Source organism: Alphaproteobacteria bacterium, from assembly GCA_005883305.1.
GTDB lineage: Bacteria > Pseudomonadota > Alphaproteobacteria > Sphingomonadales > Sphingomonadaceae > Allosphingosinicella.
In genome coordinates, this window is record VBAC01000001.1 from 2095245 (window position 1) to 2118882 (window position 23638).

Sequence of the window (23638 nt, forward strand, 5' to 3'; positions counted from 1 at the left end):
ATGACGGCGGGGGCATCAGAAGCTGTAGAACAGGCTGAGCACCGCCGAGCGCGCCTCGCCGGGCGCCGCCCAGCCGCCGGTGATCACGCCGCTCGTCGCGTTCACATTGTTGCGGACGTTGGTGAAATAGCGCTCGCCGGTGACGTTGGTGACGTTGAGCTGCGCCGTCAGGCCCTGGCGGATCTCGTAGGAGAGGAACAGGCGGTGGGTGAGCCAGTCGTCGGTCAGATATTGGGTCCGCTGGAGCAATGTGCGCTGATAGGTGGCGACGGCGCCCTGATAGGTGAAGCCGTAGCCGACCTGAAGCCCGAACGGCGCCCGCCAGGTGGTGAACAGGCTGGCGGAATGCGCCGGCGTCTGGATCAGGCGGTCGCCGGCCTGCGGATCGGGCAGCGCCGCGCTGTTGAGGCAGGACGGCCCCGGATTGGCGAGGCAGAAATCGGAGACGCTCTGAAGTACCTTTGAGCGAAGATAGGTGTAATTGGCGAAGACCGACCAGGCACGGGTGACGTTGCCGCTGGCCCCGAGCGCGATCCCGTCGACCCGCGAGCGGCCGTCGACGAGCTGGACCGCCGGATTGACCGGGTCGCCTGAAGGCACGCGGAAGTTGCTGCGCTCGTTGCGGAACAGGGCCGCGGTCAGCTGTAGCCGCCGATTGAACAGCTCCGCCTTGCCGCCGATCTCGTAATTCACCGCGGTCTCCGGAGCGACGTCGCAGAAATTGACCAGCGTGGCCCCGGAGCCCGAGGTGCAGCCGAGCCGCACCGTCGCCGACGAAGGCGTGCGGGCATTGCCGAAGGCGACGTAGAGGCTGGTGGCGCGGGTGGGCTTGAAGACGGCGCCGAACCGATAGGAGAACAAAGTTTCCTCGCTGACCTGCGGCGCCAGATCGGCCGCGCCCGGCATTGCCGCCCCGGGCGGATAAGCGGGGAGAAGGACGTTGACGAACCGCCCCCGAGCCCGCTCCAGCCGGACGCCGCCGTTGAGCTCGAACATCGTGCCGATCTCGAGCGTGTCGAACGCATAGGCCGCAGCGTCGCTGCTCTCGCTGCGCTGGCGCGCGGTGACCGTGTAGTTGATCGGGCCGGCATAGATCGCCGCGGGATTGGAGATGCTGTCGATCGGCAGCGGAGTGAAGGCGGAGCCGTCGGCGTTGCGGGCCAATTCGGCCGTCTCGATCCCGTAATCCTCCCGGCTGAGCGACGCGCCGACGACCATCGTGTTGCGCAGCCGGCCTGCCTCGCCGGCGGTCCAGCTGAGGTCGGTCTGGTTGTGGATCAGGCTGTTCGATTGGTCGCGCACGCGGCCGCGCGGGCCCGACGGACGGTAGAAGCCGGGGGCGAGGCCGGCCGGGCAAGCGGCGCCCGCAGTCGCGTTCGGGCCGGCCGGGACGGGCTGGAGGCCGGTACCGGTGAGGCACCATGTGCCTTCCGCCGAGCTGGTCTGGCTATACTGATCGACCTGTTGCCAGCGGGTGAGGTTGCGCAAGAGCAGGCTGTCGCTGAACTCGTGGCGGAAGGTGGCGGTGATCCGGTCGACCGTGATCCGCTGTGTGTCGAGATTGCGATAGCCGAAATAGTCGCTGTCATGCGCCTCCGGCAGCGGCCCATCGTTCACCTGATTGAGGAAATAGGGGACTCCGTAGAAGGGAATATTGTCGTCCTCCTGATGGACCCAGGCGAGCGTCAGGCTGGTCGGCGAGCCGATGCCGAAGGTGATCGCCGGAGCGACGCCCCAGCGCCGATACGCCTCGAAATCACGGCCCGGAATGTCGTTGCGGTGCCACATGGCGTTGAGCCGCACGGCGACGAACTCGCTGAGGCGCTGGTTGGTATCGAGAGTGCCGCGATAATAATCGTCGGTGCCGATCGCGGCCGAGAGGATGGTCAGGTCGTCGCCCTGAGGCACCTTGGAGACCATGTTGATCGTGCCGCCGACGCTTCCCGATCCGTTGAACACCGAATTGGCGCCGTTGTAGATCTCGATCTGCTGCAGGTTGAAGGGGTCGGTTCGGCTGTATTGGGCGGAATCGCGCACGCCGTCCTGGGTGATGTCGTTGCTCGCGCTGTAGCCGCGCAGGTTGATCGAATCGCCATAGCCGCCGCCCCCTTCCCCGGCGCCGAAGGTGATTCCGGGGATGGTCGAGAGCGCGTCGCGCAGGGTCAGCAGATTCTGCCGCCGCAGCGTCTGGTCGGAGATCACCGTGACCGTCTGGGGTGTGTCGAGCAGGTCGCTGGTCGCCTTGGGCGATTCGAGCTCGCGTTGCTCGCGCGTGCCGGTGACGACGATGGCCTCGTCGGTGCGCTGGGCGACTCCGCTCTGGGTGTCGGCGGCGACCGGGACGACGTCCGACGCGAGCGCGGGCGAGGAGAAAAAGCCGACGCAGCCGAGCGCGAGAAAGACGGGCGCGCTGGCGGCGGGAGGGCGGGACGGCATTCGAAAACCCCTGGCTGGCTCCGCCGGCATTCCGGTCGGCACACCGGCTATTGCAATTCATTCTCAATAGTGTCAATTCAATTGCGAAGCGGTCGCATCTAGCTTCTGTGTCGTCATGGCTTTCGCGGGCTTGCGTTTTGAGGCCGAAGCGCCGCCCATTCGTTCCTGCGCAGGCGAAGGAAGGGACGAGGGATGACGATCGACGGGCGCGAGTACCAAGCAGCCTTGAGCAAGGTACCCGCGGTCACGCTGGGCTTCTGGATCGTCAAGATCCTGGCGACGACGCTCGGCGAGACGGGCGGCGACAGCGTCTCGATGAGCTGGCTCGGCGAGACGACGCCCGAAGCCGGCCAGGCGGGCCTCAACGGCTATCTGGTCGGCACCGCGATCTTTCTCGCCATCTTCCTCGCCCTCGCCGCCTGGCAGATCCGCACGCGGCGCTTCCACCCCCTTATCTATTGGGCGACGATCATCGCCTCGACCACCGCGGGAACGACGATGGCCGATTTCGCCACGCGCTCGCTGGGGATCGGCTATGCCGGCGGATCGGCGCTGCTTCTGGCGCTGGTGCTCGCCTCGCTGGCCTCGTGGAAGCTGGCGACCGGCACCATCCGGGTCGAAAGCGTCAGCACGCCCGGGAGCGAAGCCTTCTACTGGCTGACCATCACCTTCTCGCAGACGCTCGGCACCGCGCTCGGCGACTGGGTGGCCGACACGAACGGGCTCGGCTTCGGCGGCGGAGCGCTCTTCTTCGGCGCGCTGCTGGCGGTGCTCGCCGGCCTCTATTTCTGGACCGGCGTCAATCGCGTCTTCCTGTTCTGGGCCGCCTTCATCCTGACGCGGCCGCTGGGAGCGACGGTCGGCGACCTTCTCGACAAGCCGCTTGACGACGGCGGTCTCGGCGTCAGCCGGCCGCTGGCGACGGCAGCCCTCGCCGTCGCGATCCTGCTCCTCGTTCTCATCATCCCCCAGCGGGCGGGAACGCATCCCGGTGCGGAGCGCCGCGCATGATCCCCTGGCGCCGGCTCCTGTCGGTCGATCGCGCGCTGCTGCTGGCGCTGGTGCTGATCGCCGCGGCCCTGTTCACCTTCTTCAAGCTCGCCTCCGAGGTCGGCGAAGGCGAGACGATGGCGCTGGACGGAGCGATCCTGCTTTGGCTGCGCACATCGGCGAACCCGGCGATCCCGGCCGGCCCGCACTGGCTGACCGAGGCGATGACCGAGACGACCGCGTTCGGCAGCGTCACGGGCCTGCTCCTGGTGATGTCCGCGGTGATCGGCTTTCTGCTCATCTCGCGCCGCCACCGCACCGCTTTGTTCGTCCTCCTCGCCACCGGCGGCGGCACCACGGCCGCCAAGCTTCTCAAGCTCCTCTACGACCGCCCGAGGCCGGGCCTCGTCCCCCATCTCGTCGACGTCAGCACGGCCAGCTTCCCGAGCGGGCATTCGGCGGATTCGGCGATCGTCTATTTGACCATCGCCGCCTTGCTCGCGCGCACCGTCCCGCAGCGGGCGCTGCGTCTCTACATACTCGGGGCGGCGGGGCTGCTGGTCCTGCTGATCGGCGTCTCGCGCGTCTATCTCGGCGTTCACTGGCCCAGCGACGTCGTCGCCGGCTGGGCGTTCGGCGCGGCCTGGGCCCTGGGTTGCTCCCTCGCTTATTCCCGCCTTTGGGCGCGGCAGGGCCTGGCGGAGGTGGAAAAGCGCTAGATAATAGTTGTCTTGAGCTCATTCCGCTCATCCTGAGGAGCCGCTGAGCGAAGTCGAAGCGGCGTCTCGAAGGACGGTCCTTCGAGACGGGCCCTCGACAAGCTCGGTCCCTCCTCAGGATGAGCGGCTCATTATGAGCTGGTCAGACCCTAAACCCCCTGCATGAATCCGGCGCAAGACTCGATCGTGCCGCCGCGATAGCCGCGCATCAGCGCTTCCTGCCGCTGGGCCGAGGTGCCGTGGGTGAAGCTTTCGGGAACGACCACGCCCTGGTTGGCGCGCTGGAGCGTGTCGTCGCCGATCGCGGCCGCGGCGCGCATCCCTTCCTCGATGTCGCCCGGCTCCATCGCGCCGCGCTCGCGGGCGGCCCACACTCCGGCATAGCAATCGGCCTGGAGCTCCATCCGCACCTGAAGCGCGTTCGATTCGCTCTCGCCCATCGCCGATTGCGCCTGGCGGATCCGCCCCTCGGTGCCGATCAGGGTCTGGACGTGGTGGCCGACCTCATGGGCGATGACATAGGCCTGGGCGAAATCGCCGGGCGCCCCATACTGCCGGGAAAGCTCGTCGAAAAAGGCGGTGTCGAGATAGATGCGCTGGTCGGCCGGGCAGTAGAACGGTCCCATCGCCGATTGCGCCGCACCGCAGCCGGAGCGCCCGCCGCCGGTATAGACCACCATCCGCGGCGCTTCGTAACGCTGCCCCGCGGCGCTGAACAGCTCGCCCCAGCGCTGTTCGGTCGAGCCGAGCACCTGGCAGGCGAAATGGGTCGTCGAATCCGAGGCGCAGACGCTCGAGGCCGGCTGCCCGGCTTGGCCCTGCCCGTTCGGCGACACCGCCTGCTGGCCGCCGCCGGTGAGGCTTCCGAGCCCGCCGAACAGGGCCATGACGATGACCAGGACGATCACCCCGCCGATGCCGAACCGGCTGGCGACGAGCGAGAAGATCAGGCCCGCGCCGGCGCCACCCAGGCCGCCGCCGCCGAAGCTCTGGCCGCGCTGGCTCTCCACATTGTCGCTCGTCCCGCGATCACCGAACCGCATGCCTCGATCCTCCTCGTTACATCGCCGAACCTTTGAGCGCGCGCCGGGTTGCATTCAACCGGCTTCGGCGTTCAAAGGACCGGCTCAACCTGAAAGGCGGTTCATGTTTCTCAAAGGCAAAACAGCGCTCGTCACCGGCTCCACCTCCGGCATCGGCCTGGCCATCGCCCGGGCGCTGAAGGCGGAGGGCGCCCGCGTGATCCTCAACGGCTTCGGCGACCCGGACGAGATCGCCCGGCTCCAGGAGGAGCTCGGCGCGGCTTATAGCAACGCCGATCTGACCCGCCCCGAGGCGATCGAGGCGATGATGGCCGAAGCCGGCGCGGTCGACATCCTCGTCAACAATGCCGGCATGCAGCACGTCGCCCCGATCGACGAATTCCCGCCGGAAAAGTGGGACCTGATCCTGGCCCTCAACCTCTCCGCCGCCTTTCACACCATCCGCCTCGCGCTTCCGGGGATGAAGGCCAGGGGCTGGGGCCGGATCATCAACACCGCCTCGGCCCACAGCCTCGTCGCCAGCCCGAACAAGGCGCCCTATGTCGCCTCCAAGCACGCCATTGCCGGCCTCACCAAATCGGTCGCGCTCGAGGCCGCGCGCACCGGCGTTACCGTCAACTGCATCAGCCCCGGCTACGTCTGGACGACGCTGGTCGAGAACCAGATTCCGGACACGATGCGCACCCGCGGCCTCACGCGCGACCAGGTGATCGACGACGTCCTTCTCGCAGCCCAGCCGACCAAGCAGTTCGTCACCCCCGAGCAGGTCGCCGCGCTCGCCCTCTTCCTCTGCCGCGACGACGCTTCGGCGATCACCGGCGCCAATCTCTCCATGGACGGCGGCTGGACGGCGCAATAAGCTCGCCCGATGCGGCTCCCGCCCCTTGCTGTCCTCCTGGCGCTCGCCGCCTGCACCACCTCGCACGAGGTCGTCGCTCCGGCGACCGCCGAGCAGCCGAGCGAGAATTGGCGCGCCCGGGTGACCGATGCGGATCTCGCCCGCATCAGGCATTGGCGCAACGCCTGGGTCGACGCGCTCGCCAAGGCGCGCGCCGCCGGCCATGGGGAGGAGATCGCCCGCGAAGGCGCGTTGCTCGATCCCGACGCGGCCCTGACGGGCGCCGCTCTGGCGCCGGGCAATTACCGCTGCCGGACGATCAAGCTCGGCGGCAAGGCCCCCGCCAACGCCGATTTCGCCGCTTTCCCCGCCGATCGCTGCCGGGTCGGGCTGGACCGCGGCCGGCTCCATTTCGCGCGGCTCGACGGTCCGCAGCGCCCGATCGGCGCGCTCTTCCCGGACAATGCGCGCCGGCAGATCTTCCTCGGCACGCTCCAGCTCGGCGACGAGCGCCTCTCGCTTCGCTACAGCCGCGACGACGAGCGCGACATGGCCGGAATCGTCGAGCGCGTCGGGGACAATCGCTGGCGGCTCGTCCTGCCCTATCCCCATTTCGAATCCCTGCTCGACGTGATCGAGCTCACCCCCGAGCGATGAGGCCTTCCCTATGCGACGCAAGATCTTCGCCGCCATGCTCTTGGCCTGCGCCATGAGCGCCCCGGTCTCCGCCCAGGACCTCAGGCAGGCGATCGCCGGCGACATGGGCGACCTGATGACCCTTTACCGCGATCTTCACGCCCATCCCGAACTGTCGATGCAGGAGACCCGAAGCGCCGCGCGGATGGCCGCGGAGGCGCGCCGCGCCGGCTTCACCGTCACCACCGGGGTCGGCGGCACCGGAGTCGTCGCGGTGATGGAGAACGGCCCCGGCCCGGTCCTGCTGCTGCGCGCCGACATGGACGCTCTGCCGGTCGAGGAGCAGACCGGCCTTCCTTTCGCCAGCCGCGTTCGGGGCACCAGCCTCACCGGCGTGGAGAGCGGCGTGATGCACGCCTGCGGCCACGACACGCACATGACGACCTGGGTCGGCACCGCCCGGCGGATGGCGGCGATGCGGTCTTTATGGTCGGGGACTTTGGTGATGATCGCCCAGCCGGGCGAGGAGATCGGCGCCGGCGCCAGGGCGATGCTCGACGACGGCCTGTTCACCCGCTTCCCGCACCCGACCCACGCCATCGCCTTCCACGATTCGGCGAGCCTCCCGGCGGGAATCATCGGCTATTCGCTCGGCCCGGCGCTGGCCAACGTCGATTCGGTCGACATCGACGTTCGCGGAGTCGGCGGCCACGGCGCCTATCCGCACACCACCCGCGATCCCATCGTCCTCGCCAGCCGGATCGTCACCACCTTGCAAACCCTGGTTAGCCGCGAGATCAACCCGCTCGACAGCGCAGTCGTCACCGTTGGAAGCTTCCATTCCGGCACCAAGCACAACATCATCTCCGACGACGCGCGGCTCCAGCTGACCGTGCGCAGCTTCACTCCGGAGGTCCGCCGCCAGTTGCTCGAAGGGATTGCGCGAATCGCCCGCGGGGAGGCGCTCGCCGCCGGAGTCCCTGAGGACCGGATGCCCGTGGTCACCGTCGTCGAGGCCCAGTACACGCCCGCGACGGTCAACACCGAGGCGCTCACTCAAAGCACCGCCGCGCGCTTTCGCGAGCATTTCGGCGAGGCCCGCGTGCAGCAGGCCCAGCCGGTCATGGGCGGCGAGGATTTCTCGCGCTACCACATCGCCGATCCGCGCATCGAGAGCCTGATCTTCTGGGTCGGCGGCGTTCCCCAGGCGCGCTGGGACGCCGTCCACGGCGACGTCACGCAGCTCCCCTCGCTCCACAGCCCCTTCTGGGCGCCCGAGGCCGAGACCGTGATCGCCACCGCCACCGAGGCGATGACGGTGGCGGCGATGGGCGTGCTCGGGCGGCATTAGGCGGATCGTTCAAGCCTAGCCGTCATTGCGAGGAGCGCAGCGACGAAGCAATCCAGTGGACCTCCAAGTCCGCACTGGATTGCTTCGCTACGCTCGCAATGACGACTTCACCTTGGCCCGGCCTCGATGTGGCGCGGCACCGGTGCGCGCCGGCCTTCCTCTTGTGAATCCGCAAGGATCGTGGCTTATTCGCGCCGAATAACGGGGGAGACGCCATGGCCGCGGAGGAAGGTGCGCCGGTAAGCGGGCGGGATCGCCTGACCGAGCTCGACATCATCCGCGGGCTCGCCTTGTTCGGCGTGCTCTGGATGAACCTGTTCGGCCATATCGGCCTCGTCATTCCGGAGGAGCACATGTCGACGCTGGCGAGCGCGCCGGTCGACAAGTGGGTCACCTTCTTCACCACCTGGCTCGCCGCGGGCAAGGCGCAGGCCCTGTTCTCCTTCCTGTTCGGGCTCGGCTTCGCGCTGTTCCTCGAGCGCGCCGAGGGACGCGGAGCCAACGGCAATCTGCTCTACGTTCGGCGACTGGGCTTCCTGCTCGTGCTCGGCTTCGCCCATTTGTGGCTTTTGTGGATCGGCGACATCCTCAATGCCTATGCGATGATGGGGTTCGTGCTGATGCTCACCCGGCGCTGGCCCGGGTGGCTCCTGCTCGGCACCGGGCTGGCGCTGACCCTGCTCGGCACCGTCGCGCTTCGCTTCGTCGTCGAGCACACCATCTCCGCGCCGGGCGCGCCGCCGCCCTGGGCTGCGATCCAGGATGCCGGCGCCCTGCGCCGCTTCGCCTTGTTCCAGGGCAGCGATTACGCCGCTTATGTGCGCGAGCTGTTCCACGCCTCCTGGGCCGAGCTTTACGGCCAGCCGATCGGGATCGTGTTCCTCGCCTGGATCCTGGGGCGGTTCATGATCGGATCGTGGATCTACCGCCAGGGCTGGATGCAGGACACGGAGCGATATTCGGCGGGCTTTCGCAAATGGGCCCCGATCCTGCTTGTCGCCGGGCTTCTGATCGCGCTGGTTGGGCCGGCGCTGAACCTTGCGGGCATCAAGGCCCCTCCGCCTTGGTATTACGGGACGCAGCTGCTCGGCCGCCTGGCGCAATTCATTCTTCCGCTCGGCTATGCGGCGGGGATCGTCGTTCTCTGCCGGCAGGAGCGCTGGCGCGAACGGCTGTCGGGGCTCGGCGCGGTCGGGCAAATGGCGCTGACCAACTATCTGATGCAGAGCCTGCTCTACATGTTCCTGCTTTACGGCTTCGGCTTCGGCCTTCTGCCATGGCTCGGTTCCACCCTGGCGCTGATCGTGGCCTTGGTCTTCTTCGCGTTGCAGATCGCGTTCAGCCGCTGGTGGCTGGCGCGCTGTCGCTTCGGTCCGGTCGAATGGCTGTGGCGCTCCGCGACCTACGGCCGCTGGCAGGAATTGCGGCGTCCGGGCACGGAGACGGCGGCGCTGACCGCCTGAATCATGCTCAGTGCACCGCGGCCTCGGCGCCCCACACCGCGCGCAGCCGGGCGTCGCGGCCGCAGCCGCGGCGGTAGAGGCCGTAGCTGACCGCGTTCCGCCGCGCATAATCCTGGTGATAGGCCTCGGCCGGATAGAAAGGCGCCGCGGCGCGGACCGGAGTGACCACATGGCCACGCAGGATCCGGTTCGCCTCGGCCACCGCCGCCTCCGCCGCCCGCCGCTGCGCCGGATTGAGCGCGAAGATCGCCGTGCGGTAATTCGGCCCCTGGTCGCAGAACTGCCCGTCGGGGTCGGTCGGATCGATCGTCCGCAGGAAGCGCCGGACGAGCTGGCCGTAGCCGATCCGCGCCGGATCGAACGTCACCCGCACCGCCTCCACATGCCCGGTGCCGCCGCGCACGACCTGCTCGTAGCTGGGATTGGTGACGGTCCCGCCGGCAAAGCCCGAAACCGCTTCGATCACGCCCGGCACATGCTCGATGTCGCTCTCCGCCGACCAGAAGCAGCCGCCGGCGAACAGCGCAGTTTCGGTGTGGGAAGGGCGCGGGCGTTGCGCGGCCGCATCGGTGTCCGCACCCTGGCCGCATGCGGCAGCGGCGAGCGTCAGAGCAACAAGAACGCGCCTCTTCATAATGCGTCGAGCCTCGCGACCTGATCGGCCGTCAGCTCCAAGGTAAGGACGCCCAGCAATTCCTCAAGCTGCGCCGCGGAAGTCGCGCTGGCGATCGGGGCGGTGACTCCGGGCTGAGCGGCGAGCCAGGCGAGCGCCACCTGCGCCGGAGTCGCGCCGGTTTGGGCGGCGACCTCGTCGAGCGCGGCGAGGACGGCGAAGCCGCGTTCGTTCAAATAGGCGTCCATCCGCGGGCCGCGGACGCTCTTCGCCTTGTCGGCCGCGGAGCGGTATTTGCCGGTGAGGAAGCCCGAGGCGAGTCCGAAATAGGGCAGAACGCCGAGGCCGCGCTCGATGCAGACCTGCTGAAGCGGCCCCTCGAAGGAATCGCGGACCATCAGATTATATTCGGGCTGAAGCACCTCGTAGCGCGCCAGCCCCGCCCTTTCGGAGAGGTCGAGAGCCTCGGCGAGCCGCGCGGCGCTGTAATTGGACGCGCCGAGCGCCCGAACCTTGCCGGCCTTCACCAGCCGGTCGAACGCGCCCAGCGTCTCCTCGAGCGGAGTCTCTTCGTCGTCCTTGTGGGCGTAATAAAGGTCGATCCGCTCGACCCCGAGCCGGCGAAGCGATCCTTCGCAGGCGCGCTCGATCTCGGCGGCCGAGAGGCCGGCGTCGAAGCCGACCTTGGTAGCGATCGTCACGCCTTTGCTGCCGCCGCGCCGCCTCAGCCATTCGCCCAGAAGAGTCTCGGATTCGCCGCCGACATGGCCGGGCACCCATTTCGAATAGACGTCGGCCGTGTCGATCATCGTCCCTCCGGCATCGGCGAAGCGGTCGAGGATTCGATAGGCGTCCTCGCCCTTGGCGGTGAAGCCGAACACGTTGCCGCCGAGCACGAGGCGCGGCGTTTCCAGGCCGCTGCCGCCGAGGGGTCTCAAATCCATTTGTCGCGTCCCTTTTCCCTGAGCGCCTCGACGACCTCCTTGACCCGCTGACTCTGCGCCTTGGGAACGATCAGCACCGAGTCTGCGGTTGCCACGATGACCAGGTCCTCGACTCCGATCGCAGCGACCAGCGGCCCTTCCGAGCGGATCAGGCAGCCGCTCGCGCCGAGCGCGACGACGTCGCCGGACAGCGCATTGCCCTCGGCGTCGCTGGCGGAAACCTCCATCAGCGCCTCCCAGCTGCCGACGTCGGACCAGCCCACCGCGACGGGAGCCACGGCGACCTTCCCGGCCTTCTCCATCACCGCATAGTCGATGGAGATTGCGGGGGAGCGGGCGAAAGCCGCCTCCTCCGGATAGATTCGCGCGCCCTCGCGCCGGGCACCGTCCATCGCCGCCCGCGCGGCGCTGGCGATATCCGGCGCGTGCGCCTCCAGCGCCTCCAGATAGGCCCCGGCGCGCATCAGGAAGATGCCACCGTTCCAGTCGTGCCGGCCGCTTTCGACATAAGCCTCGGCGGTCGCAGCGTCGGGCTTCTCGACGAACCGCGCGGCCTGGTGGACGCCCGCGCCCAGCGCCGCTCCGCGCTCGATATAGCCGTAGCCGGTCTCCGCCCGTTCGGGCTTCATCCCGAAGGTGACGATCCAGCCTTCCCGCGCGAACGGAGCCGCCCGCTCGGCCGCCGCGCGAAAGCCGGCGGCGTCGGCGATCAGATGGTCGCTGGGGAGGATCAGCAGCAAATCGTCGGGCGCGGCGGCCAGCGCGGCGAGCGCGATCGCCGGAGCGGTGTTGCGCGCGGCGGGCTCGAGGATCAGGCTGCCGAGCGCCGGCAGCGCGCCTTCGATCGCGTCCGCCTGGCTCGTCCCGGCCACCACCCAGGGGGCGGCGAACAGGCCTGGATCGGCGACGCGCTCGGCGGTCATGCCGAGCATCGAACCCGCACCGGTGAGATCCAGCATTTGCTTGGGCTGCCCGGCGCGCGACAGGGGCCACAGGCGCGTGCCCGAGCCGCCGGAAAGGATGACGGGGATGATCGGCTTCATCCGCCGTTCCTAACCGTCTGCATCGCCGCCGCGAAGCCCCCTTGGAACAGGACGCGAGTTCAAGCGCTTACCTGGTTGATGCCGATCTTTTTCGCCTCCCCCGCCCGCGCCGCGGCCGATCCCGCCGGGCTGATCCTCACCGCTGCTCAGGCCGCGGCCCAGCGCTCGGCGTCGTGGAGAAAAATCCGCAAATGAGGCGCCGTGCCGGAAGATCGCGGCTCGGCTTGATCGCCGCGGCCGCCTTGGCGGTGGTCGTCGCGGTCTCCGCCCTGATGTCGTTCGACCGCTACCGCACGCCCCCCGCCGCGCCCCCGTCCGCGCTTGAGCATGTTGCCGAGAAGAACCGTCGGGCGGCGATCGTCGCCGCCGCCAGGCAGCGCGCCGAAGCCGCCGCGGCCACCAACGCCACCGAGGCGCTCGTCCAAGCCAATCTCGAAGCCGGGCGCTAGCGCCGCTCGAACAGCCAGACCCGGATCGCGCTCGCGAGGTTGGGCGGGTCGCTCTGCCCGATCCGCTCGGCATCGATCCGGGCGACGAGCGCGTTCAGCGGCAGCCCGTCCGCCTCCGCCGCCGCACACAGCGCCTCCCAGAAAACCGGCTCCAGGCTGATCGAGGTCGCGTGCCCCGCGATCATGATCGAGCGCTTCACCGGCCCCATCAATCCTCCCCCGGCACCAGGGCGCTCAATACATATGCTGCCCGCCGTTGATGCTCAGCGTCGAGCCCGTCACGAAGCCGCCATCCTCGGCGCAGAGGAAGGTGACGCCGCGCGCGATCTCCTCGGCCTTGCCGAGACGGCCGACGGGGATCCTGGCGACGATCTTCTCGAGCACCTCCGGCGGAACGGCGGCGACCATGTCGGTGTCGATATAGCCCGGAGCGATCGCGTTGACGGTGATCCCGGCCCGCGCGCCCTCCTGCGCGAGCGCCTTGGTGAAGCCGTGAATGCCGGACTTGGCCGCGGCGTAATTGACCTGGCCGTATTGCCCGGCCTGGCCGTTGATCGAGCCGATGTTGACGATGCGGCCGTATTTGCGCTCGTTCATGCCGTTCCACACCGCTTTCGCCATGTTGAAGCAGCCGCCCACGCTTCATCGTCCCGTCGCGGGTGATCCCGGCATTGTTGACGAGGATGTCGACCGGCCCCAATTCGCCTTCGACCTGGGCCACGCCGGCGATGCAGGCGTCGAGGTCGGAAACGTCCCACTTATAGGCCTTGATGCCCGTGCGGTCGGTGAACTGGCGCGCTCTTTCCTCGTTGCCGGCATAATTGGCGGCGACGGTGACGCCCTGGTCGCGAAGGGCGATGCTGATCGCCTCGCCAATGCCCCTCGATCCGCCGGTGACGATTGCGACGCGTGCCATGCTCCACTCCTGCCGTTTTCGTTGTGCAAAGGCCCTTATTGCGGGGGGAGCCAACCTTCAAGCTCGCGCCCGATCACCGTACGAAGCATCGCCATTCCCGGCGCCGAGTCGTTGAGGCAGGGCAGATAGGCGAAATCGCTGCCCCCGGCGGCGGCGAACGAGTCGCGCCCGCGAATCGCCAGCTCCTCCAGCGTCTCGAGACAATCGGCGGCGAAGCCCGGGGCGAAGATGGCCACTTTCGTCACCCCCTGGCCGGGCAATTCCTCGAGCATCCGGTCTGTCGCCGGTTCAAGCCATTTCGCGCGGCCGAAGCGGGACTGAAAGGCAAGCCTGAGCGGCCGCCCCAGCGCCTTCTCCAGCAAGGCCGCGGTGCGCAGGCACTGGTCGTAATAGGGATCGCCCAGCGCTCGGGTGCGCTCCGGCATTCCGTGGAAGCTGGCGACGATCGCCTGCGGCTCGAAATCGAGTGCGGCCAATGCGCCCTCGAGGCTGTCCTTCAGCGCGCCGATATAGTCCGGACCCTCGCAATAAGGCGGCAGCGTGCGCACCGCCGGCAGCAGGCGCTTGGCGGAGAGATGGGCGAAGGCGGAGTCGAGCACCGTCGCGGTCGTCGCAGCGCAATATTGCGGGTAGAGCGGAGCGATCAGGATCCGCCCGCACCCCTCAGCCATCAGCGCGTCGATCCGCTCCCCGATCGCCGGGGTCCCATAGCGCATCGCATGGTCGACGATCGCGTCCGGCCCGAACGCGCCGGCCAGCGCCTTGGCCTGCCGAGCGGTGATCGCCGCGAGCGGCGAGCCCTCCTCGGTCCACACCTCGCGATAAGCGCGCGCCGACTTGCGCGGCCTCGTGGTCAGGACCAGCCCGCGAAGGATCGGCTGCCACAGGATTTGCGGGATCTCGACGACTCGCCGGTCGGAGAGGAACTGCTTCAAATAGCGCCGAACCGCGGCCGGCTCCGGCGCGTCGGGCGTGCCGAGATTGACCAGCAGGATTCCGATCCGGCTCATCCATGCCCCCCGACGACGATCGGCAGGGTCCGCGCGCGCTGCCCGCTGAGCGAGAAATAGGCGTTGGCCACCCCCGGCGCCGCGGTCGGCACCGCAAGCTCGGTCACCCCGCCCGGCTCCTCGTCGCTGTCGACCAGCTCGACGGTGACGTCCGGCGAGTCGCGCAAGACGGGCAGGCCGTAGGCGCCGATCGTCTGCGCGGCGGGTTGGCCGGCGACGATCTCCAGCTTCTTTCCGATCGCCGCGGAAATGCCGTGGATCAGCCCGCCTTCGATCTGCTGCTTGACGATCTCGGGGTTGATCGCCCGCCCGCAATCGACCGCGCAGACCGCGCGCACGACGCGCAGCCTTTGCTCGCGGGTCACCTCGACCTCGACCAGGGTGGCGATATAGGACCCGAACGCGGCGTGGCAGGCGATCCCCATCCCGCTTCCCCGGCCGCCGCCGTCCCAGCCGCCGATTGAGGTCGCGGTGGCGAGGACCCGGGCGAGCCGCGGATTGCCCTCCAGCATCTGCATCCGGAACGACAGCGGCTCCATCCCCGCCGCTCGGCAGATCTCGTCGATGAAGCATTCGGTGAAGAAGCCGGTGTAGCTGTGCGCGCCCCCACGCCAATAGCCCGTGGCAATGCCGATATCGGCCGGGACATGGTCTACCGCCACATTGGGGATCGCATAAGGCGGCGCCGCGCCGGCCACCGCCGCGCCGTCCGGCCGGACCAGCAGGCCGCTCGCGCCGAGCCGCCCGGCGACCTCGCTGCTCGTCGCGGGCGCCGCGATCCGCGCCTGCCAGGAATGGATCCGCCCCTGCGCCACCCAGGCCGTCATCTGCGCCGCGGCGGCGGGGCGGCAGCGGTCGTTCGCGATCTCCTGGATTCGCGGCCAGGTGAGCTGGACCGGGCGCTGGAGGCGCAGCGCGAAGATCGCCGCCTGCTCGATCGCATCGGTCTCCAGCTTGCGCCCGTAACCGCCGCCGGCGGGCATCGAATAGATCACGACCTGGTCCTCGGCGAAACCGACGGCGCGCGCCGCGGCCGAACGGGCGAGGCCCGGCGCCTGGGTCGGCGCCCAGACTTCGAGCCGGTCGCCGGTGATCCGCGCGGTCGCCGTCAGCGGCTCGATCGGCGCCGAAGGGGCGAGCGGCACTTCGTAGCGCGCATTGATCGGGCTCGCGCCTTCGAACGGACCGTCGACGTTGCCACTGGCGACGATCCGGTCGGCGCTTCCGGATTCGAGCGCGGCGGCCAGTGCCGCGGAAATGCTCGCATTGGTCGCCGCCCCGCCTGGATGGTGGAAGCGGGGGCGCATCGCGTTGAGCGCGCGCCCCGCGGCCCACCAGTTGGTCGCCGCGACTCCGATCCATGCCGGATTTTCGAGGATCGCCAGCACGCCCGGCACCTGGCGGCCGGCGGCCCGGTCGAAGCCCGCGAGCGTGCTTCCGGCCGGCCCGCCGCGCACCGCCGCATGAACCATGCCGGGCAGCCTGACGTCGCCGGCGAAGCGTGCCGAGCCGTCGATCTTGGAAGGGGCGTCGAGCCGAGGCAGTGCCGCGCCGGCCAGCCGGTTCGCCTCGCCGCCGCGGATCGGCAGGTCGTCGGGCAGCTCCAGCCCCGCCGCTTCCTCGGCCAAAGCGGCGAACGGGATTCGGTCCCGTCCCCGCCAGACGAAGCCGTCATGGGTGTCGAGATCCTCCCAGCCGGCACCCCAGCGCCGCGCCGCCGCCATGCTGAGCAGGGCCCGGGCCCCCGCTCCCGCCTCTCGCATCGGCTCTTCGAACGCGCGGAGCGAGGTCGATCCGCCGGTCATCATCAGCGCGTTCCGCCGGGCGAAATCCTGCGCTGCCCAGCGGGCGATGCCGTGGAGGAAGCCGGGCAGGGCGCTGTCGTCCGCCGCCTCGTCGGCGAGCAGCCCATTGGCGTAGAGCGGCGAAAGCGGCGCCGGCTCGACCGAGACTGTGCGCCAGTCGGCGCCGAGCTCGTCGGCGAGCACCTGCGGCAGTGTCGTCCACACGCCCTGGCCGAGCTCGGTCTGCGGCACGGCGACGACGACGCGGCCGTCACTGCCGATCTTGAGGAAGGCGTTGAACAAGGTCTCGCCCGGCGCCGCGCGCCAGTTCGGCCGGTAGGTCCGCGGCCACAGGCGCCAGGCGACGACGAGGCCGATCCCCGCCCCGCCGCCGATCAGCAGCGTGCGGCGGCTGATCCCTCTGGTCTCGTCCACAGCGCGCGCCATCGCGAGCGTTGATAATGGGGCGTGAGGCAAGGGGCTAGCCTTCAGAGCCGTCATTGCGAGGAGCGTAGCGACGCGGCAATCCAGTGCAGTCTGGATTACTTCGCTCCGCTCGCAATGACGGTGTGTGCTTGATTCCTCACTCCATCTTGGGCAGGGCGCGGCCATGGCCGCACGGATCTACCAGCGCTCCAAGAATGCGATGCAATCGGGCAAGGCGCGCGTCGGCCAGTGGGTCCTCGAATTCGAATCCGCCCGCGCCAAGAGGCCCGATCCGCTGACCGGCTGGTCGGGCGGCGCCGAGACGGTCGAGCAGGTCGTCCTCACCTTCCCGACGCTCGAGGCGGCCCAGGCCTATGCGATCCGTGAAGGCATCGACGCCCATGTCATCCCCGCCGCACAGCCCAAGCTCAAGCTCCAGGCCTACGCGGACAATTTCCGCTGATCCTTCCCTCCCTTGCAGGGAGGGGTGTCACGCCAGCAGTTCGCCACCCAACAATAGCAGCAGTTTCACGTCGATCGCGCAGCCCTCGGCGCGCTTCATCGCGACGAACGCCGGCACCTCGCCGAGCGGCACGCGGTGGACGACGATATCCTCGCCTTCGACTCCCCCGCCCTCGCCGATGCGCTCCAGCCCCTCGGCGCGGACCAGGGTGAAGCCTTCGGAGAGCATTCCCGGCGAGGAAAAATAACGCCCGAGATCGACTATCTGCCGCGCCCGATAGCCGGTCTCCTCCTCGAGCTCGCGGATCGCGGCCGCCTCGGGATTCTCGCCCTCGGCATCGTCACCGACGAGGCCGGCGGGCAGCTCGAGGCAGTTACAGCCCAAGGCGGCGCGATGCTGCTCGACGAGGATCACGTCCCCCCCGTCGATGGCGAGGATGACCGCCGCCTGGATGCCGCGCGTGCGCGAGACATATTCCCATTTGCCGCGACGCTTCGCGGCGATGAAGCGGCCTTCCCAGACCGTTTCTTCGGGCTCGTCCTCGCCGTGGCTCACAACTCGACCAGCCGGTCCGGCAGCTCGTTGGGATTGTCGCTCTTGGGGGGCAATATCCCCGCGAGCACCGCCCCGATCCGCTCGATCGCCCGGGCCATGCCCTCGCCCGGCCGCCCGGCCTTGATCTCGTCCACCAGCGCGGCCATCGCCTCGCCCCAGGCCTCGGCGCCGACCTCGTCGGTGACCGCCTTGTCGGCGACGATCTCGGCGCGGCGCTCGGCGAGGCTGACGTAGAGCAAAACGCCGGTCCGCCCCCGCGTCCTCAGCTCGCATGAGGTGCGGAACAACTCAATCGCCCGGCGGCGCACCCGCCGGCTTCGAGTCGCGCCCGGAGTCAGCGCCATGCGCAGCGGCTGGTAGGCGAGGATCAGCCGAACGATCAGGAATGCGCCGGCGAGCTTGGCGAACAGATAGAGCATCACCGTGCCTCGGCTCAGCTCCCAGTCCCACCCCAGCAGCATCGCCGCCGACCAGTCGATCCATTGCTGGGGTACGGCCGCGAGCGCCGCGGGCACGAGCAGCATCGCCAGCACCGCATAATGGAGAGCGACGTCGTGATAGGCGTCGGAGCGCGCCGCGACGACCGGAACGATTTCGCCGTCGGTGATCCGTTCCGCCGCGGTCACCGCCGCGGTGACGATGTCGTGGTCCTCCCTTGAGAGCCGCATCACCATCCTCCCGAAGCGCCGCCGCCGCCGAACGATCCCCCGCCACCCGAAAAGCCGCCGCCTCCGCCGCCCCACGAGCTTCCGCCGCCGCTGCCCCAAGAGCTGCCGCTGCCCCAGTTGCTGGAGCCGCCGCCGAGCCCAGGGCCCCAGATGATCACCGGCCCGCGCCGGCCACGCCCGTATCTGCGCCCGCGGCCCCTTCGGCGGGCGAACATCGACATGAGGATGAAGCCGGCCACGACCAGCCAGAAGATGATCGTGATGATCGTGCCGCCGTCGTCGTTCCGGCTCGCGGCCGTCGCGGCCCGCGCGCGCGCCTCGGCGGCCTCGGGCGGCGCCTGGAGCTGCTGGATGATCGCGTCGGCGCCGGCGTTGATCCCGCCCGGATAGTCGTCGGCGCGGAACCGGGGCCTCATCTGCTCGCGGATGATCTGGTCCGACAAGGCGTCGGTCAGGATGCCTTCGAGCCCGTAGCCCACCTCGATCCGGATCTTGTGCTCGCTCACGGCGACGATGAGCAGCGCGCCGTTGTTCGCGCCGCGCCGGCCGATCCCCCAGCGGCGGCCGAGCCGGTAGCCGTAATCGGCGATGTCATAGCCTTCCAGGCTCGGGACGGTGACGACGACGAGCTGGCGCGATGATGCCTGCTCGAGCGCCGCCAGCTTGTTCGTCAGCTCCGCTTCCTGCTGCGGGTTGAGCAGGTCCGCCTGATCGACGACGCGCCCGGTCAACTGCGGGAAGCTCTGCGCCGCCGCGGGGGCGGCGAGGAGGAAGGCGGCGAGCAGCAGGAAGGAGCGGATCAAGGCCCGTCCGCCGTTACTGGCGGTTGCCGAAATTGACCGTCGGGGCGACCTCGGCGCCCGGAGTCACCGCCTGGTAGGGCACCATCGGCTGAGAGCCGTAGATCACCCGCGCACCGATCACGGAGGGGAAGGTGCGGATCTCGGTATTATAGGATCGCACCGCCTCGTTATAGTCGCGGATGGCGACGTTGATCCGGTTCTCGGTGCCTTCGAGCTGGCTCATCAGGGTCTGGAAATTCTCCTGGCTCTGGAGGTTCGGATAGGCCTCCTGCAGCCGCTGCAGCGGGATGATCGCCGCCGAGAGGCGGCTCTGCGCCTCGGAGAAGCGCGCCATCGCGGCGGGGTCGGAAAGCTGCTCGGGGCTCACCGTTATCCGGGTCGCGTTCGCCCGCGCCTCGGTGACTCCGGTGAGGATCGCCTGTTCCGAAGCCGCCGCCGCCCGGGTGGTCTCGACCAAATTCGGGATGAGGTTCGCGCGGCGCTGGAACGAGGCCTGCACGTCGGCCCATCTGGCCTTGGCGTTCTCCTCGGCGGTGGGGATCGAGTTGACTCCGCACGCGGCCAGGAACAGGACCACGGGCATCAGCATGGCGAGGAGGACGCGGTTACGGCTGCGGTGCATCTTTGAGCCCCTCCCTTCTAATCGGGCGAATAGCGACGTAAGCATTCTCTTTCGGCTCCGCAACGGGGAGGGCGTCATGCTTGGGGAATTCAGGGATTTCATCGCGCGCGGCAACGTGCTCGATCTCGCGGTGGCGGTGATCATCGGCGCCGCCTTCGCGACCATCACCACCTCGCTGACCGAGGACGTGATCATGCCGCTCGTCGGCGCGGCGTTCGGCGGGCTCGATTTCTCGAGCTACTTCATGCTGCTCGGCCCGGTCCCCGAAGGCTATGCGGGCGCGCCGACCGACTATGCCGCGCTGAAGGCCGCCGGAGCGCCGGTGCTCGGCTGGGGCCAGTTCGTCACGGTGGTGATCAACTTCCTGATCCTCGCCTTCGTCATCTTCCTGATCGTCCGCTCGGCCAACAAGCTGAACCGGAAGGCCGAGGAGGCGCCGGCCGCGGATCCGGCCGAGGTCGCCCTCCTGCGCGAGATCAGGGACGAGCTCCGAAAGCGCTGAACGGCGCGGTCACTTCACATTAAGCCGCAATTCCCTATATAAGGCGGTGCCGGGCTTGCCCGGCTATGGCGATAAATTGTGCCGTGTAATAGATGCAGCGGACCCGGGGGCAGTACCCGGCGGCTCCACCAAAAGCTGAGTCCGCAGTGGCGGCACGCTTCATGCGTGTCGGCTACGCGGGTTCTTCTTCTGACGGGGCCGAACCAGGATCGACGTGTATTGAAAGACGGTATTTTTGCCCGGCCTGAATGCGCCGTAAAACCGTTCACAACCACAAGTGCCAACGACAACGAGGCGCTCGCGATTGCCGCGTAACCAAAGTCCTCACGGACTAGGTTATTAGGACAAAAGCGCGGTTCGGGCCGCACCGGGCAACAGAAGCGGATTCCAGCGGCTTGGAGGGTGCCGGGCAACAGAAACCCTCCACTTCCCTTCAAAGACTCGCGCCGGGCAACAGAATGAACAGGTCGCGGCGCCTTGCGCGCGGCTTTCAACGTCCGGGGGACGTTGAAACCTGTTCATCCCCACTTCTCCCAATCCGGCGGAACCTGTTACCCTCCCCGCGATTGATTCCGCGTTTCGTCAGGGAGAGACTTGCATGATCCGCCCCCTCCTCCTCGCCGCCTGCGCCATCGCCGCGCTCGCCGCCTGCTCGCCCAAAGCCGACGATTCGGTCGCCAATTCCTTCGATCGCACCGAGAAGGCGATCGAGAACACCGCCGACACGCTCGAGGCGGAGACCGAAAACGCCACCCGCGCCGCCTCCGACGCGCTCGAGCGCGAGGCGGGCGAGTTCGCCAACCGCGCCGACGCGATCGAGAACGCGGCGACAAACGCGAAGTGAAACGCAATGCCGAGCGCAAGGGGGCGTTTGCGCAGCAAACGTCAACTTGCGCGTAGAGACATTTCGCGTCCGGACGGCGCCGGAGCGAGCGGTCTAGGCCGCGCTGCGAGAGGCGACCGACGTCACGGGACAATGGTCCCGTGGCGCCCTTTCCTTGCTTCCTTCCCCTTCGCCTTCCTTTTCTCCCGCCGTTCCAGCTGCGCCAGCAACTGCTCGAGCGCCGCCGCTGTCTCGCCCTCCGTCGCCCGGGTCGGCGCGCGCCCGGGAAGCCGGCCGGGCCGCGGCAGATAATGCTTGTGCATGTAGAGCAGGTGAAGCGCCTGGTGCGCGTCCATATGCGCGATCGCCGGCGCCGGCGGCGCGGCCGCCCCGGCCGGCGGCAATTCGGGCGATGCGAAGAGGTTGGCGCCGGCCTCGAGCAGCGCCGTCTCCAGCGCCAGGCACCCTTCCGAGAGCGCCTCGTCCCAGCGCCGCTCGAAGGCGGGCCAGCGCTTGCGATGGGCGTAGGCGGAGGCCGCCGTCATGCCGATTTCGGCGCAGGCCGCCTTGACGTTGCAGGTCGCCGCCAGCACCGCCAGAAACCGGTCCTCGATCCGCGCCGTCCACTGCTTCAGCCGCGCCCGCGCCACCTGAGTCCGCCGCCCATTGGTCCCCTTGACGACCAGCTCCTCCCCATCGAGATGCCCCCATCCGCGCGGCGGCTTTCGTCCACTGTGCTCCGCACTCGATGCGGAGCGTTGCGAGAGAGAGGCACGCGCCTCCGCAACGGCCGCGCGCACATCGGCATCGAACGCGGGATCGCTGGAGCGGTGCAGCTGCACCCACGACCGCGAAACCTTGGCGCGCTCGGCGGCGATGGTCTGGTTGCCGGTTTCGGCGAGGGCCTTCAGGAAGGCGGCGCGGCGCTGTGGGCTGGTCCTGCGGGACATGTGGCCTCCGAATGAGAACAAACGAAGATCATTCATATATGCAGGTCGGCGGTTGTAGACAGCACAAAATGCCGAGCACAGCGCAGCCGACGCGGAGCGGCGCTGACACCAGCGCGAAGATACAATTTGAGCTCGGCCGGCGTGCGGCGAAGCCGACGCGTTCGACGTCACGAATTCAGTCCATGACGGCTTCCTTCGGCTCTCAATATGCGGGCACGCTCGAAAGCGGCACTTCAAGCGGCTGGGCTTGCCTCTCCTTTCTGGCGAGCTAGGTAATTGTAGTAGAACAGCGATTTTATCAGGTGATGTAAACGGTGCATTTCCCGGTAAGTGATGAGCAGTCGCCGCACGAATTCCAAGAAGTAGATTTCCTCCCCCTGCGCCTGCTCCATGCCTTCCTTCTTTGGGTAGTAGGTAACTAGCTGCGTAATCTCGTCGTACTCAGTCTTATAGTGCGCAATAGCATTACGAAGGCGGTTGCTCATGGAGCCTTCCAGTACGTCATACCAAGAGTCATCGATCCAATCCTGCTTCTGCCCAAAAGCCACGTCCGCAAACGCATGAAGATCGGCTGGCGCAAGGTTCTTCCCGTTAGCGTTCAGTTTGGGCTTGAACGTATCAGCGTCGCCGCGCTTCAACACGTTATTAAGCCCGGCCACCAAAACGAGCTGACGCGAGATAATCTCCGAGATGTCCTTGTAGAGATCCTTATAGTCTTGAAACTCCTTGGCCGAGACTCGCATCGGAATGGGGTTGGCCGAATAATCTTCGTCGAAATCGAGAAACAAAGCAGGCCGGATCGCGAGTTCTGCATCGAGCATCTTGGGATAAATCTCCAAGACATCGAGTTGCAGGTTTTTCAAAAAACCGCCCGCTAGCAAATCGCCGACAAAGGCGTCGAGTTTCGCCTGATGCGTTTCCGCTGCCTCACAAATAATGTCGTAATACGATTGTGCTGCCTCAAAGCTTTGATGGGGATATTCATAGGCAATCATCATATGCGCGATGAGGAGATAGAGCGCGGCGTTGATATCCTGAGGAAGGTCGGATTTAACCTTAATTCCGAAGGTGCGCTCGATATTGAGCTTGAACGGGACAAATTTCTCTTTCGCGTATAGCTTCAGCAGGGTCTGGAAATACCGGGCTTTATCCATCTCGGCGTCAAGGTGCCGGAGCCTCATGGAATGCAGGCTCATGTCCTTAAAGCTGATCCGCTGCGACGCGCGCATGAAGGGCGTCATGCCCATCTGATAAGGCTCGAAAGAAACGGGAAAATCGAGGTGGAGATCGACGAAATTGGTTTCAGCGTCGAACGGCATCCTGTCCTTGGTTCGCGTGGCTCCCGTAATCGTGGGGATTGTACCAGCCTTCGGGCCCCCGATGACAATATCAATCGGTGAGCCGCAGGTTTGGCACGCGAAGCGTACCGGCTGGACGGCGCGATTGGACATGCCGAACCGAACGTTCGTGTTTTCGCCGCATGTGTCGCAACGGAGGGTGAAATTGACGTTCATCGGCGGGCTTCACACCTTTGCTCCGGCGTAATATCTAGCGCGGCGAACCGTTGGAACACATGTCGCCACAAACAAGG

General features: G+C 67.8%; 24 protein-coding genes, 1 other RNA gene and 1 pseudogene. 11 read left to right on the forward strand and 15 right to left on the reverse strand.

Annotation, left to right across the window (positions count from 1 at the left end):
- Positions 1 to 15: 15 nt before the first annotated feature.
- Entirely contained in the window at positions 16 to 2436 is a 2421-nt protein-coding gene (locus E6G92_10385) for a TonB-dependent siderophore receptor (GenBank protein ID TMJ20135.1), read from the reverse strand.
- 192 nt (positions 2437 to 2628) lie between these two features.
- Between E6G92_10385 and E6G92_10390 the strand changes: the two genes are divergently transcribed.
- Complete coding sequence (locus tag E6G92_10390; protein TMJ20136.1) at positions 2629 to 3447, forward strand: hypothetical protein; 819 nt, start codon at positions 2629 to 2631, stop codon at positions 3445 to 3447.
- Positions 3444 to 4145 carry a phosphatase PAP2 family protein gene (locus E6G92_10395; protein TMJ20137.1) on the forward strand — a complete coding sequence of 234 codons (702 nt, stop codon included), beginning with the start codon at positions 3444 to 3446 and terminating at the stop codon, positions 4143 to 4145. Before E6G92_10390 ends, E6G92_10395 begins: the two co-directional genes overlap by 4 nt.
- A gap of 149 nt (positions 4146 to 4294) precedes the next feature.
- Here E6G92_10395 and E6G92_10400 read toward each other — a convergent pair whose 3' ends face one another.
- Positions 4295 to 5188: a zinc metalloprotease gene (locus E6G92_10400; GenBank protein ID TMJ20138.1), complete on the reverse strand. Its 894-nt coding sequence runs from the start codon at positions 5186 to 5188 to the stop codon at positions 4295 to 4297.
- 103 nt (positions 5189 to 5291) lie between these two features.
- Here E6G92_10400 and E6G92_10405 point away from each other — a divergent pair, with 103 nt between their 5' ends.
- The 4 genes from E6G92_10405 (at position 5292) to E6G92_10420 (ending at position 9476) form a co-directional block, all read left to right on the forward strand.
- Complete coding sequence (locus E6G92_10405) at positions 5292 to 6047, forward strand: 3-hydroxybutyrate dehydrogenase (protein ID TMJ20139.1); 756 nt, start codon at positions 5292 to 5294, stop codon at positions 6045 to 6047.
- Positions 6048 to 6056: 9 nt separating this feature from the next.
- Positions 6057 to 6683, forward strand: a complete 627-nt coding sequence (locus E6G92_10410) for a DUF4893 domain-containing protein (GenBank protein ID TMJ20140.1) — start codon at positions 6057 to 6059, stop codon at positions 6681 to 6683.
- A 10-nt stretch (positions 6684 to 6693) separates the two neighbouring features.
- On the forward strand, positions 6694 to 8013 hold the full coding sequence (locus E6G92_10415; protein TMJ20141.1) for an amidohydrolase: 1320 nt from the start codon (positions 6694 to 6696) through the stop codon (positions 8011 to 8013).
- 215 nt (positions 8014 to 8228) lie between these two features.
- Positions 8229 to 9476: a DUF418 domain-containing protein gene (locus E6G92_10420; protein TMJ20142.1), complete on the forward strand. Its 1248-nt coding sequence runs from the start codon at positions 8229 to 8231 to the stop codon at positions 9474 to 9476.
- Positions 9477 to 9483: 7 nt separating this feature from the next.
- Here E6G92_10420 and msrA read toward each other — a convergent pair whose 3' ends face one another.
- Genes msrA through E6G92_10435 form a run of 3 tightly spaced genes read right to left on the reverse strand, consistent with a single transcriptional unit; the run spans position 9484 to position 12076 of the window.
- Positions 9484 to 10110, reverse strand: a complete 627-nt coding sequence (gene msrA / locus E6G92_10425) for a peptide-methionine (S)-S-oxide reductase MsrA (GenBank protein ID TMJ20143.1) — start codon at positions 10108 to 10110, stop codon at positions 9484 to 9486.
- Positions 10107 to 11033 carry an aldo/keto reductase gene (locus E6G92_10430; protein TMJ20144.1) on the reverse strand — a complete coding sequence of 309 codons (927 nt, stop codon included), beginning with the start codon at positions 11031 to 11033 and terminating at the stop codon, positions 10107 to 10109. The genes msrA and E6G92_10430 overlap by 4 nt, the downstream gene beginning before the upstream one ends.
- Positions 11024 to 12076 (reverse strand): mannose-1-phosphate guanylyltransferase/mannose-6-phosphate isomerase, encoded by a 1053-nt coding sequence (locus E6G92_10435; GenBank protein TMJ20145.1) that lies wholly within the window; start codon positions 12074 to 12076, stop codon positions 11024 to 11026. The genes E6G92_10430 and E6G92_10435 overlap by 10 nt, the downstream gene beginning before the upstream one ends.
- 191 nt (positions 12077 to 12267) lie before the next feature.
- On the opposite strand from E6G92_10435, the gene E6G92_10440 reads away from it, so the two are divergent.
- Positions 12268 to 12525 (forward strand): hypothetical protein, encoded by a 258-nt coding sequence (locus E6G92_10440; GenBank protein ID TMJ20146.1) that lies wholly within the window; start codon positions 12268 to 12270, stop codon positions 12523 to 12525.
- On the opposite strand, the gene E6G92_10445 is transcribed toward E6G92_10440, so the two are convergent.
- The 4 genes and pseudogenes from E6G92_10445 to E6G92_10460 all read right to left on the reverse strand — a co-directional run bounded on the left by E6G92_10445 (position 12522) and on the right by E6G92_10460 (position 16682).
- A complete protein-coding gene (locus tag E6G92_10445) occupies positions 12522 to 12734 on the reverse strand; it encodes a ribbon-helix-helix domain-containing protein (GenBank protein ID TMJ20147.1) in 213 nt (70 codons plus the stop codon). The genes E6G92_10440 and E6G92_10445 overlap by 4 nt on opposite strands.
- A 25-nt stretch (positions 12735 to 12759) precedes the next feature.
- A pseudogene (locus tag E6G92_10450) lies at positions 12760 to 13441 on the reverse strand (SDR family oxidoreductase).
- Positions 13442 to 13476: 35 nt separating this feature from the next.
- Positions 13477 to 14451 (reverse strand): ferrochelatase, encoded by a 975-nt coding sequence (locus tag E6G92_10455; GenBank protein TMJ20148.1) that lies wholly within the window; start codon positions 14449 to 14451, stop codon positions 13477 to 13479.
- The gene (locus E6G92_10460; protein ID TMJ20149.1) at positions 14448 to 16682 is read right to left on the reverse strand and encodes a xanthine dehydrogenase family protein molybdopterin-binding subunit; all 2235 of its coding nucleotides are present in this window, start codon (positions 16680 to 16682) and stop codon (positions 14448 to 14450) included. Before E6G92_10460 ends, E6G92_10455 begins: the two co-directional genes overlap by 4 nt.
- A 163-nt stretch (positions 16683 to 16845) precedes the next feature.
- Between E6G92_10460 and E6G92_10465 the strand changes: the two genes are divergently transcribed.
- Positions 16846 to 17124, forward strand: a complete 279-nt coding sequence (locus E6G92_10465; GenBank protein ID TMJ20150.1) for an ETC complex I subunit — start codon at positions 16846 to 16848, stop codon at positions 17122 to 17124.
- A 27-nt stretch (positions 17125 to 17151) separates the two neighbouring features.
- Here the strand turns inward: E6G92_10465 and E6G92_10470 are convergent, their stop codons facing one another.
- Genes E6G92_10470 through E6G92_10485 form a run of 4 tightly spaced genes read right to left on the reverse strand, consistent with a single transcriptional unit; the run spans position 17152 to position 19772 of the window.
- Positions 17152 to 17679 carry an NUDIX hydrolase gene (locus E6G92_10470; GenBank protein TMJ20151.1) on the reverse strand — a complete coding sequence of 176 codons (528 nt, stop codon included), beginning with the start codon at positions 17677 to 17679 and terminating at the stop codon, positions 17152 to 17154.
- Positions 17676 to 18353 carry a hypothetical protein gene (locus tag E6G92_10475; GenBank protein TMJ20152.1) on the reverse strand — a complete coding sequence of 226 codons (678 nt, stop codon included), beginning with the start codon at positions 18351 to 18353 and terminating at the stop codon, positions 17676 to 17678. The genes E6G92_10470 and E6G92_10475 overlap by 4 nt, the downstream gene beginning before the upstream one ends.
- On the reverse strand, positions 18347 to 19150 hold the full coding sequence (locus tag E6G92_10480; GenBank protein TMJ20153.1) for a TPM domain-containing protein: 804 nt from the start codon (positions 19148 to 19150) through the stop codon (positions 18347 to 18349). The genes E6G92_10475 and E6G92_10480 overlap by 7 nt, the downstream gene beginning before the upstream one ends.
- Before the next feature lie 13 nt (positions 19151 to 19163).
- Entirely contained in the window at positions 19164 to 19772 is a 609-nt protein-coding gene (locus E6G92_10485) for a LemA family protein (protein TMJ20154.1), read from the reverse strand.
- Positions 19773 to 19848: 76 nt separating this feature from the next.
- Here E6G92_10485 and mscL point away from each other — a divergent pair, with 76 nt between their 5' ends.
- The 3 genes from mscL (at position 19849) to E6G92_10500 (ending at position 21118) form a co-directional block, all read left to right on the forward strand.
- Positions 19849 to 20274 (forward strand): large conductance mechanosensitive channel protein MscL, encoded by a 426-nt coding sequence (mscL, locus tag E6G92_10490; protein ID TMJ20155.1) that lies wholly within the window; start codon positions 19849 to 19851, stop codon positions 20272 to 20274.
- 9 nt (positions 20275 to 20283) lie between these two features.
- Positions 20284 to 20702: a transfer-messenger RNA gene (gene ssrA / locus E6G92_10495) on the forward strand.
- Between the two features lie 170 nt (positions 20703 to 20872).
- The gene (locus E6G92_10500) at positions 20873 to 21118 is read left to right on the forward strand and encodes a hypothetical protein (GenBank protein TMJ20156.1); all 246 of its coding nucleotides are present in this window, start codon (positions 20873 to 20875) and stop codon (positions 21116 to 21118) included.
- Positions 21119 to 21240: 122 nt separating this feature from the next.
- Here E6G92_10500 and E6G92_10505 read toward each other — a convergent pair whose 3' ends face one another.
- Together E6G92_10505 and E6G92_10510 are read right to left on the reverse strand one after the other, a co-directional pair.
- Positions 21241 to 22047: a hypothetical protein gene (locus E6G92_10505; GenBank protein TMJ20157.1), complete on the reverse strand. Its 807-nt coding sequence runs from the start codon at positions 22045 to 22047 to the stop codon at positions 21241 to 21243.
- Positions 22048 to 22280: 233 nt separating this feature from the next.
- Positions 22281 to 23561 (reverse strand): hypothetical protein, encoded by a 1281-nt coding sequence (locus E6G92_10510; GenBank protein TMJ20158.1) that lies wholly within the window; start codon positions 23559 to 23561, stop codon positions 22281 to 22283.
- Positions 23562 to 23638: the final 77 nt, after the last annotated feature.

What these genes read in the sequence shown, in the direction of transcription:
- E6G92_10435 (TMJ20145.1), bottom strand. Translation starts at nt 12,076, where the DNA reads ATGAAGCCGATCATCCCCGTCATCCTTTCCGGCGGCTCGGGCACGCGC.
- E6G92_10440 (TMJ20146.1), top strand. Translation starts at nt 12,268, where the DNA reads ATGAGGCGCCGTGCCGGAAGATCGCGGCTCGGCTTGATCGCCGCGGCC.
- E6G92_10465 (TMJ20150.1), top strand. Translation starts at nt 16,846, where the DNA reads ATGGCCGCACGGATCTACCAGCGCTCCAAGAATGCGATGCAATCGGGC.
- E6G92_10455 (TMJ20148.1), bottom strand. Translation starts at nt 14,451, where the DNA reads ATGAGCCGGATCGGAATCCTGCTGGTCAATCTCGGCACGCCCGACGCG.
- E6G92_10510 (TMJ20158.1), bottom strand. Translation starts at nt 23,561, where the DNA reads ATGAACGTCAATTTCACCCTCCGTTGCGACACATGCGGCGAAAACACG.
- E6G92_10410 (TMJ20140.1), top strand. Translation starts at nt 6,057, where the DNA reads ATGCGGCTCCCGCCCCTTGCTGTCCTCCTGGCGCTCGCCGCCTGCACC.
- E6G92_10475 (TMJ20152.1), bottom strand. Translation starts at nt 18,353, where the DNA reads ATGGTGATGCGGCTCTCAAGGGAGGACCACGACATCGTCACCGCGGCG.
- E6G92_10500 (TMJ20156.1), top strand. Translation starts at nt 20,873, where the DNA reads ATGATCCGCCCCCTCCTCCTCGCCGCCTGCGCCATCGCCGCGCTCGCC.
- msrA (TMJ20143.1), bottom strand. Translation starts at nt 10,110, where the DNA reads ATGAAGAGGCGCGTTCTTGTTGCTCTGACGCTCGCCGCTGCCGCATGC.
- E6G92_10400 (TMJ20138.1), bottom strand. Translation starts at nt 5,188, where the DNA reads ATGCGGTTCGGTGATCGCGGGACGAGCGACAATGTGGAGAGCCAGCGC.
- E6G92_10485 (TMJ20154.1), bottom strand. Translation starts at nt 19,772, where the DNA reads ATGCACCGCAGCCGTAACCGCGTCCTCCTCGCCATGCTGATGCCCGTG.
- E6G92_10445 (TMJ20147.1), bottom strand. Translation starts at nt 12,734, where the DNA reads ATGGGGCCGGTGAAGCGCTCGATCATGATCGCGGGGCACGCGACCTCG.
- E6G92_10460 (TMJ20149.1), bottom strand. Translation starts at nt 16,682, where the DNA reads ATGGCGCGCGCTGTGGACGAGACCAGAGGGATCAGCCGCCGCACGCTG.
- E6G92_10415 (TMJ20141.1), top strand. Translation starts at nt 6,694, where the DNA reads ATGCGACGCAAGATCTTCGCCGCCATGCTCTTGGCCTGCGCCATGAGC.
- E6G92_10430 (TMJ20144.1), bottom strand. Translation starts at nt 11,033, where the DNA reads ATGGATTTGAGACCCCTCGGCGGCAGCGGCCTGGAAACGCCGCGCCTC.
- E6G92_10385 (TMJ20135.1), bottom strand. Translation starts at nt 2,436, where the DNA reads ATGCCGTCCCGCCCTCCCGCCGCCAGCGCGCCCGTCTTTCTCGCGCTC.
- E6G92_10420 (TMJ20142.1), top strand. Translation starts at nt 8,229, where the DNA reads ATGGCCGCGGAGGAAGGTGCGCCGGTAAGCGGGCGGGATCGCCTGACC.
- E6G92_10505 (TMJ20157.1), bottom strand. Translation starts at nt 22,047, where the DNA reads ATGTCCCGCAGGACCAGCCCACAGCGCCGCGCCGCCTTCCTGAAGGCC.
- E6G92_10405 (TMJ20139.1), top strand. Translation starts at nt 5,292, where the DNA reads ATGTTTCTCAAAGGCAAAACAGCGCTCGTCACCGGCTCCACCTCCGGC.
- E6G92_10390 (TMJ20136.1), top strand. Translation starts at nt 2,629, where the DNA reads ATGACGATCGACGGGCGCGAGTACCAAGCAGCCTTGAGCAAGGTACCC.
- mscL (TMJ20155.1), top strand. Translation starts at nt 19,849, where the DNA reads ATGCTTGGGGAATTCAGGGATTTCATCGCGCGCGGCAACGTGCTCGAT.
- E6G92_10395 (TMJ20137.1), top strand. Translation starts at nt 3,444, where the DNA reads ATGATCCCCTGGCGCCGGCTCCTGTCGGTCGATCGCGCGCTGCTGCTG.